Annotated in this window: 14 protein-coding genes; 7 read left to right on the forward strand and 7 right to left on the reverse strand. The window is 72.4% G+C overall.

Features of this window, described 5'->3' with window-relative positions; all coding sequences use genetic code 11:
- Positions 1-36 precede the first annotated feature (36 nt).
- Positions 37-771, forward strand: a complete 735-nt coding sequence (locus ACQPY0_RS29260; RefSeq protein WP_432994872.1) for an AAA family ATPase — start codon at positions 37-39, stop codon at positions 769-771.
- Between the two features lie 84 nt (positions 772-855).
- Here the strand turns inward: ACQPY0_RS29260 and ACQPY0_RS29265 are convergent, their stop codons facing one another.
- Genes ACQPY0_RS29265 through metX form a run of 3 tightly spaced genes read right to left on the reverse strand, consistent with a single transcriptional unit; the run spans position 856 to position 3,817 of the window.
- Positions 856-1,338 (reverse strand): CoA-binding protein, encoded by a 483-nt coding sequence (locus ACQPY0_RS29265; protein WP_432994874.1) that lies wholly within the window; start codon positions 1,336-1,338, stop codon positions 856-858.
- Positions 1,335-2,633 (reverse strand): O-acetylhomoserine aminocarboxypropyltransferase/cysteine synthase family protein, encoded by a 1,299-nt coding sequence (locus ACQPY0_RS29270; protein WP_432994876.1) that lies wholly within the window; start codon positions 2,631-2,633, stop codon positions 1,335-1,337. Before ACQPY0_RS29270 ends, ACQPY0_RS29265 begins: the two co-directional genes overlap by 4 nt.
- Positions 2,630-3,817: a homoserine O-acetyltransferase MetX gene (gene metX, locus ACQPY0_RS29275; protein ID WP_432994878.1), complete on the reverse strand. Its 1,188-nt coding sequence runs from the start codon at positions 3,815-3,817 to the stop codon at positions 2,630-2,632. Before metX ends, ACQPY0_RS29270 begins: the two co-directional genes overlap by 4 nt.
- Before the next feature lie 83 nt (positions 3,818-3,900).
- On the opposite strand from metX, the gene ACQPY0_RS29280 reads away from it, so the two are divergent.
- The 5 genes from ACQPY0_RS29280 to ACQPY0_RS29300 are packed head-to-tail and all read left to right on the forward strand — an operon-like array spanning position 3,901 to position 8,072.
- Positions 3,901-4,428, forward strand: coding sequence for an OsmC family protein (locus tag ACQPY0_RS29280; protein ID WP_432994880.1), 528 nt, complete (start codon positions 3,901-3,903; stop codon positions 4,426-4,428).
- A gap of 35 nt (positions 4,429-4,463) precedes the next feature.
- On the forward strand, positions 4,464-5,669 hold the full coding sequence (locus ACQPY0_RS29285) for an NAD(P)-binding domain-containing protein (protein WP_432994882.1): 1,206 nt from the start codon (positions 4,464-4,466) through the stop codon (positions 5,667-5,669).
- Between the two features lies 1 nt (position 5,670).
- Entirely contained in the window at positions 5,671-6,678 is a 1,008-nt protein-coding gene (locus tag ACQPY0_RS29290; RefSeq protein WP_432994884.1) for a carbohydrate kinase family protein, read from the forward strand.
- 1 nt (position 6,679) lies between these two features.
- Positions 6,680-7,900, forward strand: coding sequence for a 6-phospho-beta-glucosidase (locus tag ACQPY0_RS29295; RefSeq protein ID WP_432994886.1), 1,221 nt, complete (start codon positions 6,680-6,682; stop codon positions 7,898-7,900).
- Positions 7,901-7,946: 46 nt separating this feature from the next.
- Positions 7,947-8,072 (forward strand): hypothetical protein, encoded by a 126-nt coding sequence (locus ACQPY0_RS29300; RefSeq protein WP_432994888.1) that lies wholly within the window; start codon positions 7,947-7,949, stop codon positions 8,070-8,072.
- Here ACQPY0_RS29300 and ACQPY0_RS29305 read toward each other — a convergent pair.
- Positions 8,050-9,234: a nucleoside 2-deoxyribosyltransferase domain-containing protein gene (locus ACQPY0_RS29305; RefSeq protein WP_432994890.1), complete on the reverse strand. Its 1,185-nt coding sequence runs from the start codon at positions 9,232-9,234 to the stop codon at positions 8,050-8,052. The two genes, ACQPY0_RS29300 and ACQPY0_RS29305, sit on opposite strands and share 23 nt — an antisense overlap.
- 141 nt (positions 9,235-9,375) lie before the next feature.
- On the opposite strand from ACQPY0_RS29305, the gene ACQPY0_RS29310 reads away from it, so the two are divergent.
- The gene (locus tag ACQPY0_RS29310; RefSeq protein WP_432994892.1) at positions 9,376-11,049 is read left to right on the forward strand and encodes a methyl-accepting chemotaxis protein; all 1,674 of its coding nucleotides are present in this window, start codon (positions 9,376-9,378) and stop codon (positions 11,047-11,049) included.
- Positions 11,050-11,230: 181 nt separating this feature from the next.
- Here ACQPY0_RS29310 and ACQPY0_RS29315 read toward each other — a convergent pair whose 3' ends face one another.
- The 3 genes from ACQPY0_RS29315 to ACQPY0_RS29325 all read right to left on the reverse strand — a co-directional run bounded on the left by ACQPY0_RS29315 (position 11,231) and on the right by ACQPY0_RS29325 (position 14,290).
- Positions 11,231-12,367, reverse strand: a complete 1,137-nt coding sequence (locus ACQPY0_RS29315) for a glutathione-independent formaldehyde dehydrogenase (RefSeq protein ID WP_432994894.1) — start codon at positions 12,365-12,367, stop codon at positions 11,231-11,233.
- A 146-nt stretch (positions 12,368-12,513) separates the two neighbouring features.
- The gene (locus tag ACQPY0_RS29320; RefSeq protein WP_432994896.1) at positions 12,514-13,704 is read right to left on the reverse strand and encodes a right-handed parallel beta-helix repeat-containing protein; all 1,191 of its coding nucleotides are present in this window, start codon (positions 13,702-13,704) and stop codon (positions 12,514-12,516) included.
- A gap of 76 nt (positions 13,705-13,780) precedes the next feature.
- Positions 13,781-14,290: a hypothetical protein gene (locus tag ACQPY0_RS29325; protein WP_432994898.1), complete on the reverse strand. Its 510-nt coding sequence runs from the start codon at positions 14,288-14,290 to the stop codon at positions 13,781-13,783.
- Between the last annotated feature and the right edge of the window lie 29 nt (positions 14,291-14,319).

Raw genomic sequence — 14,319 nt, forward strand, 5'->3', positions numbered from 1 at the left:
CGTCGCCTGCGCCGGAGGGCCGGTAGTGTCCGTGGTATGCAGGCGCGCGACAGGGGGCTCGCCCGGCCGGTCCGGCGGGTCGAGCGCGATCCGGGTGCCGAGTGGGACGCGGACGCGTGGTGGGCCCAGATTCCCGCCGTGCGCACCGTGCTGGACAGCGGGCTTGACCTTCCGGCCGGCGTGACGTTCCTCGTCGGCGAGAACGGGTCGGGGAAGTCCACGCTGATCGAGGCGCTGGCGCAGGCGTACGGGCTGAATCCGGAGGGCGGCTCGCGGGGCGCGATGCACCGCAGCCGGCCCACCGAGTCCCCGCTGGGCGCGGTGCTGCGGCTGGTGCGGGCCACGGGAGGGCGCGGCGATGCGTACTTCCTGCGCACCGAGACCACGCACGGCCTCTACACGTACCTGGAGACGCTGCACGACTCGCCCGACGCGGACCTGCACGAGCGTAGCCACGGTGAGGGATTCCTGGCCCTGCTGGAGCGAAAGTTCGTCCGGCCGGGCTTCTACCTGCTCGACGAGCCGGAGGCGGCCCTGTCGTTCACCTCCACCCTCAGCCTCCTGTCCCGCCTGGCCGACCTGGCCGAAGCCGGGGCCCAGATCGTGGTGGCCACCCACTCTCCGGTCCTCACCGCGCTCCCGGCGGCCACCGTGCTGGAACTCGGCGAGCATGGCATCCGAGCGACGGCGTGGTCCGAACTCGCCGTCGTCGAGCACTTCCGGGCGTTCCTCGACCAGCCCGACCGATACCTGCGCCACCTGCTCGGCTGACGGGGACGAACGTCGTGGAGCAGGTGGCGTCCGTCGATATCTGAACGGGTTCGCCCGGCGTCAGCTCGACAACGTACAGCGGATCTACTGCAGGCCGCCGCGGACCGCGGTGATCTGGTGGGTGTTGAAGCCGAGCCAGTGCATGCGGCCCACGTAACGCGCATGCTCGATCTTCAGGCAGCGGTCGATCACCACCGTGACACCCGCCTCCTCGGCGATCCGCGTGCCCTCCTCGTTGATGACGCCGAACTGGCACCACAGCGTCGACGCGCCGATCTCCACCGTCTCGCGGGCGATCCCGGGCAGCGCGTCCGGCGCCCGGAACACGTTGACGACGTCGACCGGCACGGGCACCTCGCGCAGGCTCGGATACGACGTCTCGCCCAGGATCCGCGACTCGCGCGGGTTGACGGGGACCACCCGGTAGCCGTGGCGCTTCAGGTAGTAGCCGACGAAGTTGCTGGCCCGCAGCTCGTTGCCGGACAGGCCCACGATCGCGATCGTGCCCGCGCTGTGCAGGACCCGCTGGATCGTGGACGGGTTCTGGTACCGCTGCAGATCCATCATGCCGCCTTGCTGACGTAGTTGAAGGCCTGCTCGAGGTCCCAGATCAGGTCCTCGACCGATTCGGTGCCGACCGACAGGCGCACGGTGCCGGGGCCGACGCCCGAGGCCGCGAGCTCGGCGTCGCTGAGCTGACGGTGGGTCGTGCTCGCGGGGTGGATGATCAGGCTCTTCGCGTCGCCGACGTTGGCCAGGTGGGACCACAGCGACACGCCGCGGATGAGGTTCTGGCCGCCCTCGCGCCCGCCGGCGCAGTCGAACGAGAATACCGCCCCGGCGCCGCGCGGCAGGTACTTCTCGACGATCGGACGGTACTTGCTCGACGGCAGGCCCGGATAGGTCACGTTGGCGGCGAGATCATGGGAGGAGAGAAACTCGGCGACCGCCGCGGCGTTGCAGACGTGGCGCTCCATGCGCAGCGACAGGGTCTCCAGGCCCTGCAGGAAGAGGAACGCGTTGAAGGGGGAGAGCGCGCCGCCCAGGTCGCGCAGCGTCTCGGCGCGCAGCTTCATGAGGTAGCCGTACATGCCGAACGTCTCGTGGAACTGCAGCCCGTGATAGGCCGGCGACGGCTCCGCGATGACCGGGAACCGGCCGTTGGACCAGTTGAAGGTGCCGGCCTCGACGACGACCCCGCCGATGCTGGTGCCGTGCCCGCCGATGAACTTCGTCGCCGAGTGTACGACGATGTCGGCGCCCCACTCGATCGGGCGGCACAGGTACGGCGTGGCGAACGTGTTGTCCACGATGAGCGGCAGGTCGTGCTCGTGGGCGATGGTGGCCACGGTCTCGATGTCCAGCACGTTGCCGGCCGGGTTGCCGATCGTCTCGGCGAAGAACGCCTTCGTGGTCGGCCGGACCGCGGCGCGCCACGCGTCCGGGTCGTCGGGGTCGACCCAGCTCAGCTCGACGTTTATCTTGCGCAGCAGATGCTTGAGCTGGTTCACGGTGCCGCCGTACAGCGCCCTCGACGACACCACGTGGTCGCCTGGCTGCAGCAGAGTGAACAGGGCGGCGGCCTGGGCGGCGATGCCGCTGGCGAACGCGACGCCCCCGGCCGCACCCTCGAGGCTGGCGACGCGCTCCTCGAACACGGCGACGGTCGGGTTCATGATGCGGGAGTACGTGTTGCCGTACTCCTGCAGGTTGAAGTACGCGGCGGCGGACTCCGGGTCCTCGAACACGTAGCTGGTCGTCTGGAAGATCGGCACCGCCCGGGCACCGGTGTTCGGGTCGGGGCGCTGCCCGGCGTGCAGCTGGCGGGTCTCGAAGCCGAAGGTGCGAGATGATTCGCTCACGTGAGTGGTTCTCCCTGGTGCAGGAACCGGCGGATGATGGGCGTCTGCCGCGCCTCCTCGAGCAGGAAGCAGTCGTGGCCGTACGGTGCGTCGATGATATGCAGCTCGACCGGCTTGCCGAGCGCCAGCAGCGCCCGCTCGATGTCCTGCGACGCGGCCGGCGGGTAGAGCCAGTCCGAGCTGAACGCGATGAGCAGCGTCCGTGCCTTGACGCCGGCCAGCGCCTGCTCCAGCGAGCCGTTGCCGTGCTCGCGGGCCAGGTCGAAGTAGGTGAGCGCGCGGGAGAGGTACAGGTAGGTGTTGGCGTCGAAGCGGCGCACGAACGACTCGGCCTGGTGGCGAAGGTAGCTCTCGACCTGGAACTCGGGCTCGCCGAGGGTGAGGCGGATGTCGTCGGAGTGCTGCAGGCCGCGGCCGAAGCGCTGCTGCAGGGCCGGCGCGGAGAGGTACGTGATGTGCCCCACCATCCGAGCCACGCCCATGCCGGCGTCGGGCGCGCGGCCGGTGCCGTGGTAGTGCCCGCCCTGCCAGGCCGGGTCGCCCATGATCGACTCGCGGGCGATGAAGTTCCAGGCCACGCCCTGCGGGTGCAGCGCGTGGGTGCTGGCGATCGCGACGACGGCGTCGACCTGGTCGGGGTAGAGCACCGCCCACTGCAGCGCCTGCATCCCGCCGAGCGAGCCACCGGCGACCGCGGCCAGCCGCTCGATGCCCAGCGCGCTGAGCACCGCCCGCTCGACCCGGACCAGGTCCGCGACCGTGATGACCGGAAAGTCCGGCCCGTACGGGCGTCCGGTGGCAGGGTTGATCGAGGACGGGCCGGTCGTGCCGCGGCAGCCCCCGAGCAGATTGGTGGAGACGATGCAGTACCGGTCGGTGTCGAACGCCTTCCCGGGGCCGATCATCCCGTCCCACCAGCCGAGGTCCCGCCCGGCCGCGCCGTCGCGCTCCTCGGCGCCGAACCCGTCGCGGGTGCTGCCGGCCGACGGGTCCGCCGACACTCCGGCGGCGTGGGCGTCGCCGCTGAGGGCGTGGCAGACCAGGATCACGTTGTCGCGGGCGGGGGAGAGGGTGCCGTACGTCTCGTAGGCGACCCGGACCGGGAACAGCTCCCGGCCGCAGTCGAGCCGCACGGGCTCCGGCAGGTCGAGGTGGCGGGTATCGACGATCAGCGTATTGTCCATAGTTCCACTGGGTGTTATAGGTAATCGGAACAAGCATCATAAGTAGACCAGAGGGGACGGGCGGCATGACAGCGGAAAACGGTGTGAACGTTCAGGCACTGCTGGAGGCGCGGGAGGCGCTCAAGGGCGCGCCCGACGCCGCCCGGTTCACCTGGCGGGCGACCTCGAAGTGGCAGCACGGCGTGCACAGCACGACCACGATCCAGAAGTACTTCGGTCTCGGCCAGGAGCAGAGCCACAAGTCGGAGTCGGTCTTCGAGGCCGACCACCCGGAGGTCTTCGCCGCCGAGGACCAGGGCATCACGCCGATCGAGTTCCTCCTCGTCGGCCTGGCCGGCTGCCTGACCGCCGGCGTCGCCTCCGTCGCCCAGAACCGCGGCATCCAGCTGCGCTCGGTCACCTCGACGGTGGAGGGCGACCACGACATCCGGGGCATTCTGGGCGCCGACAGTGACGTGCGCAACGGCTTCGAGAACATCAAGGTGACCTTCCACATCGACGCCGACGCCACCCGGCAGGAGATCGAGGCCCTGGTCGCCCAGTCGCAGAAGCGCTCCGCGGTCTTCGACGCCCTCACCAACCCGACCGACGTGACGGTCGAGGTCGCCTGAAAGCGGGACGGATCATCGAACGCATCACCGCGGTCGTGGTCGGGGCGGGGCACGCCGGCCTCGCCGCCAGCCATTTCCTGAGCGCCCGCTCGATCGACCACGTCGTGCTGGAGCGCGGCGAGGTCGCCAACTCGTGGCGGACCGAGCGCTGGGACTCGCTGCGCCTGCTCACGCCGAACTGGCTGAGCCGGCTGCCCGGCCACGCCTACGACGGGCCGGACCCCGACGGCTACATGACCGCCGGCGAGGTCGCCGACTTCGTCGAGGGCTTCGCCAAGGTCGCCGCCGCGCCGGTCCGCACCGGCACGCAGGTCACCTCGGTGGCGGCCGGCCCCGGCGGGTACCGCGTGCGCACCAGCGGCGGCGAGATCCTCTGCCGGGCCGTCGTCATCGCCAGCGGCGCCTGCAACCGCCCGGCGGTCCCCGCCCTCGCCGCCGCGCTGCCGCCTGCGATCGAGCAGCGCACCCCGTTCGACTACCGCGGCCCCGAGCAGCTCCCCGACGGCGGCGTCCTCGTCGTCGGGGCCTCGGCGACCGGTGTGCAGCTCGCCGCCGAGCTGCGCCGCTCCGGCCGCCCCGTCACCCTGGCCGTGGGCGAGCACACCCGCCTGCCGCGCACCTACCGCGGCCGCGACGTACTGTGGTGGATGGACGCCGCCGGGGTGTGGGACCAGCGCCACGACGAGATCGACGACCTCGACCGCGCCCGGCGGCTGCCCTCGCCCCAGCTCGTCGGCTCCGCCGAGCGGGCGACCCTCGACCTCAACGCCCTCACCGCCCTGGGTGTGCAGCTCGTCGGGCGGTGGGCCGCGGTGCGCGACGGCCGCGCGCTGTTCTCCGGCGGCCTGCGCAACGTGTTCGCCCTCGCCGACCTCAAGCAGGAGCGGCTGCTGGACACGTTCGACGCGTGGGCCGTCGGTGCGGGGATCGACGGCGAGGTTGAGCGCCCGGAGCCGACCCGGGTGCCGGACAAGGCCCGGCTGCAGCTGGACCTCAACGGCGGCGAGATCCGCACCGTGGTCTGGGCGACCGGGTTCCGGCCCGAGTACGGCTGGCTGGACGTGCCCGTGCTCGACGCGAAGGGGCGGCTGCGCCACGACGGCGGGGTGGTGCCGGGGGCTCCCGGGTTGTACGCCCTGGGCCTGCCCGTGCTGCGCCGGCGCAAGTCGACGTTCATCCACGGCATCGAGGACGACGCCCGCGAGGTGGTCGAGCACCTCGTCACGAGCCTCGGAGGGTGACATGGACCTGTTCGTGTCGGGTGACGTGTTCCTGGACATCGTGTTCACCGGCCTGCCGCGGCTGCCGCGGCCGGGCGAGGAGACGTGGGCACCGGGCATGGGCTCGTCCCCGGGCGGCATCGCGAACCTCGCCGTCGCGGCCGCCCGCCTCGGCCTGAACACCGGCCTCGGGGCGGCGTTCAGCACCGACGCGTACGGCGAGTTCTGCCGCGAGGTCCTGCGCGAGCAGGGCATCGACCTGGGCCCGTCGCGCTGCTTCGCGGACTGGCACTCGCCGGTCACGGTGTCGCTCGCGTACGAGCGCGATCGCAGCATGATCACCCACGGCCACCCGGCGCCGGTCGGCGCCGACGGTCTCGTCGGCGAGCTGCCCGCCGCCACGGCCGCCGCGGTCAGCCTCACCGGCGGGCGGCAGGCGTGGGTGCGCCGCGCCGCCCGGGCCGGCACCCTGGTCTTCGCCAACGTGGGCTGGGACGACACCGCCGCCTGGCCCGCCGCCGCCCTCGACCTGCTCGAGGACTGCCACGCCTTCCTGCCCAACGCGGTCGAGGCGATGCGCTACACGCGCACGGCGACCCCGCGCGAGGCCCTGCACCGCCTCGCCGAGCGGGTGCCGCTGGCCGTGGTGACCTGCGGCGCGGACGGCGCCCTCGCCATCGACGCGGCGACCGGGCAGGTCGCCAGCGCGCCGGCCGTGCCCGTGGAGGCCCTGGACCCGACCGGCGCCGGCGACGTGTTCAACGCCGGCTTCATCGCCGCGACGCTGTGGGGGCTGCCGCTGCGGCAGCGGCTCGTCTTCGCCAACCTCGTCGCCGCCCTGTCGGTGCGGCACTTCGGCGGCTCGCTGTCCGCGCCCGGCTGGGCCGACATCGCCGCGTGGTGGGGCGCGCAGCGGCCCGGGCCGCTCGGGGGAGAGTACGGCTTCCTGGAGGATCTCATCCCGGCCGGCGACCTGCGCCTGGCCCGCCGCGCCGGTGCGACCATCGACCGCCTGCCGGACGCCGCCTGACATGCGCCTGGCGATCCTCGGCGGCGGCGGGTTCCGGGTACCGCTCATCTACCGGGCGCTGCTCGGCGACCCGGTCATCGGCGACGTCGTGCTGCACGACCGCGACCCCGGCCGGCTCGCCGCGATCCGCCGGGTCCTCGCCGCCCAGGCCGAGCGGGCGCCCGCGGCCCCGGCGGTCACCGCCACCACCGACCTGGACGAGGCGCTGGCCGGCGCGGACTTCGTGTTCTCGGCGATCCGGGTGCACGGGCTCGCCGGGCGCGTCCTGGACGAGCGGATCGCCATCGCCGAGGGCGTGCTCGGCCAGGAGACGGTCGGGGCCGGCGGGATCTCGTACGGCCTGCGGACCGTCCCGGTCGTCACCGCCCTCGCCCGGCGGATCGCCGCGATCGCGCCGCAGGCGTGGGTCGTCAACTTCACCAACCCGGCCGGCCTGGTCACCGAGGCGATGGCCGGGCACCTCGGCGAGCGGGTCATCGGCATCTGCGACTCGCCGGCCGGACTGTGCCGCGAGGTCGCGCACGCGCTCGGCGCCGACCCGGACACCCTCGACTTCGACTACGCCGGCCTGAACCACCTCGGCTGGCTCCGCCACGTGTACCGCGACGGCACCGACCTGCTGCGCGGCGAGCCGGTCCCGAACGAATACCTGCACTACTACGAGCACCCGTCCGTGCCCACCGGCCCGACGCGCGGGGAGTTCCTCCAGCAGCAACAGCAGGAGTTGTACCGCCTGCTGCTCGACGAGGCCCGCGACCCCCTGTCCACCTGGGACGGTGTGCGGGCGGAGCGCGACGCGACCTACATGGCCGAGGCCCGCGACGGCGAGCGCGACCAGACCGTCGCCGGCGGCTACGAGGACGTGGCCCTGGCCCTGATGCGGGCCCTGGCCGGCCGCGGGGAGGCCCGGCTCATCCTCAACGTCCGCAACCGCGGCACCCTGCCCCACCTCGACCCCGACGCCGTCGTCGAGGTCCCCTGCCGCGTCGACTCCGGGGGAGCGCACCCCCTGCCGGTGTCCCCGCTCGACCCCGGCGCGGCCGCGCTCACCGCCGCCGTGAAGGCCAGCGAACGCGAGGTCCTGCGGGCCGCGGCGACCGGCTCGGCGGACGCGGCGCTGCGCGCGTTCGCCGCTCATCCACTCGTCGGCTCGCCCGCCATCGCCCGGCGCCTGCTGGACGGCTACCGGCGCGCGTTCCCGGAGCTCGAATACCTCCACTGACGCCCAACCCGGGGTGTTCCCGCCGCGCGGCGGGTACAAGGAGGTCATGCGAATCGGCAATGTGGAGGTGCGTCCGCTGGGTGGCGCACTGGGGTGCCTGCTGATGATCGTCGGATCGCTGCTGCTTTCCGTGGTGTGCACCGTCGCCGTCAACCTGCTGCTGCGGCACTGACCTCGGCGAGAACCTGGGCGAGCATGCCCAGCGTCGGCCAGTCGACCAGGTCGCCGGCGCGGATCGCCGCGTAGGTGTGCAGCTCGACCCAGGTCCGCTCCGACGTCGCGTGGTCGCCGAACGGGGTGCCGGCCGCGGCGCGCAGCGACTCGACCTCGGCGCCGGTCAGCTCCGCCGAGAACAGGTGGGCGCGGTGGGCCGACAGGGTGGCGGCGACCTGGCGGCTGCCGTGGGCCCGCAGCCTCGAGGCCGGCAGCGCGAGCCCGGTCTCCTCGCCGACCTCGGCCGCGGCCTGGTCGAGCGGTGCGACACCGTCCGGGCCCGCGCCGCCCGGCAGCTCGTGCACGAAGCCGTCCGCCGTCGCCGCCGTCGAGCGGAACTCGCGGACCAGCACCACCAGGGTCTCGTCGAGCGTCTTCCCGCGTCGGTACAGCACGACGGCGGCCAAATCCGCCCGGGACAGGACGACCTGCCCGGCCTTGACCCGGTCCTCGGCGGCGACCCGGATTCGGGTCAGCAGCGCCCAGTACACCACCGACCGGCGACCCGGGCCGCGCCGGAACACCCACTCGACCCGGGCGCCGAGCAGCTCGTTGCCGGCGGCGGCCTGAGCGCGGTACCACTGCTGGAAGCTGCTCGTCCGCCACACCTGCAGCGGCACCTCCCGCTCGCCGCCGGACCGGCGCGCACCCGGTGCCAGGCCGGCGAGCGCGAGGTCGAGGGTCTCGGGCAGTGAGGCGGCGACGGGGACGTGCTCGGCGTGGGCGCCCGCGATGAGGTAGCGGTTGCGCGGGGCGTCCCGCGGGGCGCCGAAGACGGCCTTGCCGCCGCGGTGCCACGTGCCCCACTCGACGTTGGTCGTGAACGCGGGCATGGTGCTCAGCTCGCGCGGCACCCAGAAGACGATGCGGTCGGCCAGGTGCAGGCCGGACTCCTCCCAGCCGATCTGCCCCAGGTAATCGGGCACGACCCCGGTCGCCGGCTCGGGGGAGAAGACCACCAGGCGGCCGCCGCTCCACGTGCGGCGCAGGTGCTCGATCGCCCCGGGCCGCCAGCTCGCGACGTCCGGGCGGCGCGGCGTCGGACCGGCCAGGAACAGCGCCGCGTCCCACCACGCCGGCGGCTCGTCGGGCGGCGTGACCACGATGACCTCGTCAGACATGGGCTCCAGCATGCCAGCGACGCGAGATCAGTATTCGAATGGGTATGAGCATATCTTGGCTTCGGCCGGCGCCAGCTCAAGCGCTGACACCCCTCATCTCCCGCCGACGCCCGCCGATATGTCCATCGGCGCGGTGCGCCAGTGGACGAGGGGGTCGGTCCGGTGTCACAGCAGCGGGGTGTTCAGGTTACGGTCGCGCGCGGGCGGCTCACCGCAGCGGTCGCCGACCGCGGGGTCACCACAAAGGCGTTTCTGGTCGTACTGCTGGTGACGGCGGTCGCCGCCGCCGTCGGCGTCCTGTCGCTGGTGCGGATGTCGCGGCTCAACTCGGACCTGCGGGACATGAAGGACCGCCACCTCGCGAGCTCCCACCAGGTCACCGAGCTGCGCGCGGGCCAGGCCGACATGTATCGCAACTCGCTGCTGTACTCCCTGTTCGCCGCCCGGGGCGCGACCGATCAGGCCGGGCCGTACCGCGACGCCGCGCTCGCCGCCGACCAGCGCGTCGACAAGGCCGTGGCCGCCTACCGCAGCCTCGCGGCCGGCTCCGACGCGCGGCTGGCCGTGCTGGCGACTGCCGTGGACAGCCTGAACCAGTATCGGACCATACGCAACGTGACGCTGTTCAACCAGGCGCCGCCCGCCGGGTACACCCTGCCGGCCCCCGACCAGATCGTGCCGGTGTCCACGAAGCTGGAGAACACCGTCGCGAGCTCGGTCGAGGAACTGCAGACGATGGAGAACCAGGAGGCCGACGCCACGGCGACCGCGGGCGAGCAGCAGTACACCCGGGCCCGCCTGTACGTCATCGTCCTGCTCGTCGGCGGGCTCGCGCTGGCCCTGCTGGCCGGCGCGTGGGTGTCGCGCATCCTGCGCCGCCAGCTCGACAGCGTCTCCTCGGCGCTGAACGCGCTCGCCGCGGCCGACCTGACCAAACCCGCCGAGGTCTACACCCGCGACGAGCTCGGCGCGATGGCCGCGGCGGTCAACGACGCGCGGGAGGGCCTGCGGCACACCGTACAGGCGATCATGAACGGGTCGCAGACCCTCGGCGACAGCTCGCAGCAGCTCACCACGGTCAGCGGCCGCATCGCCGCCAACGCGCAGGAGGCGGCCCGCCAGTCCGACGTGGCCGCGGGCGCGGCCGACGAGGTGTCGCACAACGTGCAGACGGTCGCGGCCGGCGCCGAGGAGATGGGCGCGTCGATCCGCGAGATCGCCCGCAACTCCGGCGAGGCGGCCCAGGTGGCCGCGCAGGCCGTCGGCGTGGCCCAGTCCACGAACGAGACGGTGTCGAAGCTCGGCGAATCCTCGGCGGAGATCGGCAACGTGGTCAAGGTGATCACCTCGATCGCCGAGCAGACCAACCTGCTCGCGCTGAACGCGACCATCGAGGCGGCCCGGGCCGGTGAGGCGGGCAAGGGCTTCGCGGTCGTCGCGAACGAGGTCAAGGAGCTGGCGCAGGAGACCGCGCGGGCGACCGAGGACATCTCCCGGCGCGTCGAGGCGATCCAGGCCGACACCGGCAACGCGGTCGAGGCGATCGGCGAGATCAGCCGCATCATCGCCCGGATCAACGACTACCAGCTGACGATCGCCTCGGCGGTCGAGGAGCAGTCCGCGACCACGGCCGAGATGACCCGCAGCGTGGGCGAGGCGGCCGGCGGCGCGACGAACATCGCCGGCAACATCGCCGGGGTGGCGCAGGCCGCCCAGGCGACGTCCACCACCCTCGCCGAGGCCGACGCCACGGTCACGGAGCTGTCGCACCTCGCCACCGACCTCCAGCGCGAGGTGGGCCGCTTCCGCCTGTAGAGTCACCGTCCGCGGGTACTATGGCCGCATCGCGATGGGCCGGTTACGCTCGGACGTTTTTGCATGATCGATTAGGCGGCGTGCTGTAGCGTGGCAGGCAGATCGGACCGGCGCCGCAGCCGACGGGTGCGGCGGGGTCGCGGCCCACCGGTGCCTCACGGGTGGAGCAGGATTCTCGTCCTCACGGGTGGAGCAGGACCTTGGTCCAGCCGCCGTCGCGCCGGTCGAAGTGCTCGTAGCCGTCGGCCGCCTCGTTGAGCGGCAGCTCGTGGGACACGAGGAACGACGGCTGCGCGCGGCCGGTGATGATGAGGTCGCGCAGATGGCGGTTGTAGCGCATGACCGGGCACTGCCCCGTGCCCATCCGCTGCCCCTTGCTGAACAACGTCCCGAAGTCGAAGGCGATCCGGCCCTGCTTGGCCGGGTCGGACGCGGCGCCGGGGTCCTCGGGGACGTAGACGCCCACGACCCCGATCCCGCCGGTCGCGCGTACGACCTTCACGAGGTTGTCCAGCACCAGCTCGGGGTGCTCCTCGCCGTGCGGGTCGTGCGCCTGGTAGCCCACGGCCTCGACGCCGCACTCCACGCCGCGCCCCCTGGTGGTGTCGAGGATCTGCTCGACCGGGTCACCGCGGCCGAAGTCGACGGGCGTCGCCCCGATCTTCACCGCCAGGTCGAGCCGGTCCTTCTCCTTGTCGACGACGAACACCTCGGACGCGCCGCGGATCATCGCGCTGTGCGCGGCGAGCAGCCCCACCGGCCCCGCCCCGAACACGGCAACCCGGTCACCCGGCTGCATCCCGGCCAGCTCGGTGCCGTGCCAGCCGGTCGGGAAGATGTCGGACAGCATCGTGAAGTCCTGCTCGTGCTCGTTGCCGGGCGGCAGCTCGAGCAGGTTGAAATCGGCGTACGGCACGCGCAGGAACTCGGCCTGGCCGCCGTCGTACGGCCCCATGTTCGCGTACCCGTAGGCGGCCCCGTCCACCCCGTCGATGGGGTTGACCCGCAGGCAGAAGCTGGTCCAGCCGGAGATGCAGTTCCGGCAGGTGCCGCAGGCGATGTTGAACGGCGCCGACACGCGGTCCCCGACCTTCACACGCGTCACCGCATCCCCGACCGCCTCGACCACCCCCATGTTCTCGTGCCCGAGGATCTTGCCCTCCTCCACGGAGGTCCGCCCCTCGTACATGTGCAGGTCCGACCCGCAGATGTTCGTGGTCGTGACCCGCACGATCGCGTCAGTCGGCGCCTGAATCGCCGGCTCGGGAACGTCCTTGACCGCGACCCGCCGCGGTCCCTCGTACACAACAGCCTTCATGCACCACCGGCTACCCGCGCCGGGCGTCGCCTAACGAATCGCCCCAGCTGTCGTCGGGCGATGCCCCGTCCTCGTGCCGCTCGCCCTGGTCGCGATCCTCCGCACGGCCGTCGGCTGCCGCGACACGCCGCCCCGCCGGCTCCGGATCAGATTTTGGCGCCGATCGCCTGGCCGCTCGTGGGGACCAGGAAGGCCGACGTGGGGATCGAGCCGTCGGCCTGGCGCGGACCGGTGACGGTGGACGGGTCGGTGCTCCGCAGTGGCCAGGAGCCGCCGATGTTCCACGAGTTGCCCGTTGCCGTCGAGGAGCCCAGCGCCACCGCGGTCTTGTTGCCCACCGCCAGGTTCGCGGTCAGCTTCGAGCGGGAGCCGCCGTCGAAGTCGAAGCCGGTCTTGGCGTTGTTCCACGCGGTGTCGCGGCCGAGCGTGATCGTGCCGGTGTTGCCGTTGTCGGTGTAGCCGTGCGCGGCGTTGCCCCAGGACATGCTGTTGGTGACGCTGTGGTCGGCGGCCGGGCCGGTGCCGCCGCTGCCGCCGAGCTTGAAGCCGTTGCCGTCGCCCGAGAAGTTCGGGATGCTCCAGCGATTGTACCCGTTGCCGTACGCGACGGTGTTGACGATTGTCACCGGCGAGGTGAACATCCACAGGTCGAGGCCGTCGTCGATGTTGTTCCACAGCCGGGCGCCGCGCACCACGTTGCCGGACCCGCCGCCCTCCTTGATGCCCAGGCCGTCGGCGCTCTCGCCGTTCTTGCGCGGGTCGCGGTTGTTGTAGCTGTCGAGGTTGAGGATCTGGTTGCCGGCCGACGTGCCCTGCAGCTGGAACCCGGTCTCGTAGTTGTCGTGGGTGGACAGTCGCTCGAACGTGTTGTTGTTACAGTTGTTGCAGTAGACCGCGTACGGGCCGTGGACGATCTCCAGCCCGGCGATGCGCCAGTACGACGCCTCCATGTGGATCGCGCCGCGCTGTCCACTGGGGATGGTCGAGCCGACGGCGCCCGGGGTGTAGGGCAGCGCCTCGGCGTCGACGAGCACCTTCTCGCTGTTGTAATTCGTGAGGGTGATCGGCGCCGAGGCGGTGCCGCTCCTGGTGATCTGGATGTTCGTGGCCAGCGCGTACGTCCCGCCGCGCACGGCGATCGTCCCGCCCGCGGCCACGAGGCCGACCGCCTTCTGGATCGTGGCCAGCGGGGCGGTCAAAGTGCCGGCGTTGGCGTCGGAGCCGCCGGGCGCCACGTACAGCGTGGCCGCGGCCGCGCCGGCGGGTGCCGTGCTCGCGAGGGTGCCCGCGCCCGCCGCGAGGACCGCGGTCGCGAGCACACGAAGGTACCGGTGCATGGTCCCCTCCTTCAGGAAAACGCTTTCCCCACGGAGGCTAGGCCAGTCATCGACTCACGTCAAAGAATCGCGAAACTTACAGCGCCTCGGTCCGGAAGTCGCCGGCGTGGTCGCGGGCCCACTGCGCGAACGTCCGCACCGGGCGCCCGGTCAGCTCCCGCACGGTGCCGGTGACCGGCTCCGGGCTGTCCACAAGCGACGCCCAATAGTCCAGCGCCGAGTCGGCGAACGCCGGGTCAGCCCAGGCGAGCATGCCCGCGCGGGCCTCCTCGCGCCCGATCTCCTGCGCGGTCGCACCGAGCACGCGTACCTGTTCGGCCTGGGTGATCGCCGACGGTCCACTCAGGACGTACACGCGGCCCGCGTGTCCCGGTTCGGTCATGGACGGCAGCAGCGCGTCGACACCCTCGGCGGCCCGGCGCGGCGCCGCCAGGTCCCGCACGTCGGCGCTGACGCCGTCCGGCAGTCCGCTCGCGTCCCGGGCCAGCCCCCGCACCGCCACGCCACGTTCGCGCAGCAGTCCGGCCGCGACCCGCCCGATGTTCCCCGTCGCCCCGACGACCAGGGCCCGCCCGATGTCCCTCATGCCGCCCATGCTTCGACTTGAACCAAGGT

The sequence above is a fragment of the Dactylosporangium sp. CA-233914 genome, assembly GCF_050942935.1.
Classification (GTDB): Bacteria; Actinomycetota; Actinomycetes; order Mycobacteriales; family Micromonosporaceae; genus Dactylosporangium.

What these genes read in the sequence shown, in the direction of transcription:
- ACQPY0_RS29265 (WP_432994874.1), bottom strand. Translation starts at nt 1,338, where the DNA reads ATGATGGATCTGCAGCGGTACCAGAACCCGTCCACGATCCAGCGGGTC.
- ACQPY0_RS29305 (WP_432994890.1), bottom strand. Translation starts at nt 9,234, where the DNA reads ATGTCTGACGAGGTCATCGTGGTCACGCCGCCCGACGAGCCGCCGGCG.
- ACQPY0_RS29260 (WP_432994872.1), top strand. Translation starts at nt 37, where the DNA reads ATGCAGGCGCGCGACAGGGGGCTCGCCCGGCCGGTCCGGCGGGTCGAG.
- ACQPY0_RS29325 (WP_432994898.1), bottom strand. Translation starts at nt 14,290, where the DNA reads ATGAGGGACATCGGGCGGGCCCTGGTCGTCGGGGCGACGGGGAACATC.
- metX (WP_432994878.1), bottom strand. Translation starts at nt 3,817, where the DNA reads ATGGACAATACGCTGATCGTCGATACCCGCCACCTCGACCTGCCGGAG.
- ACQPY0_RS29300 (WP_432994888.1), top strand. Translation starts at nt 7,947, where the DNA reads ATGCGAATCGGCAATGTGGAGGTGCGTCCGCTGGGTGGCGCACTGGGG.
- ACQPY0_RS29295 (WP_432994886.1), top strand. Translation starts at nt 6,680, where the DNA reads ATGCGCCTGGCGATCCTCGGCGGCGGCGGGTTCCGGGTACCGCTCATC.
- ACQPY0_RS29315 (WP_432994894.1), bottom strand. Translation starts at nt 12,367, where the DNA reads ATGAAGGCTGTTGTGTACGAGGGACCGCGGCGGGTCGCGGTCAAGGAC.
- ACQPY0_RS29320 (WP_432994896.1), bottom strand. Translation starts at nt 13,704, where the DNA reads ATGCACCGGTACCTTCGTGTGCTCGCGACCGCGGTCCTCGCGGCGGGC.
- ACQPY0_RS29290 (WP_432994884.1), top strand. Translation starts at nt 5,671, where the DNA reads ATGGACCTGTTCGTGTCGGGTGACGTGTTCCTGGACATCGTGTTCACC.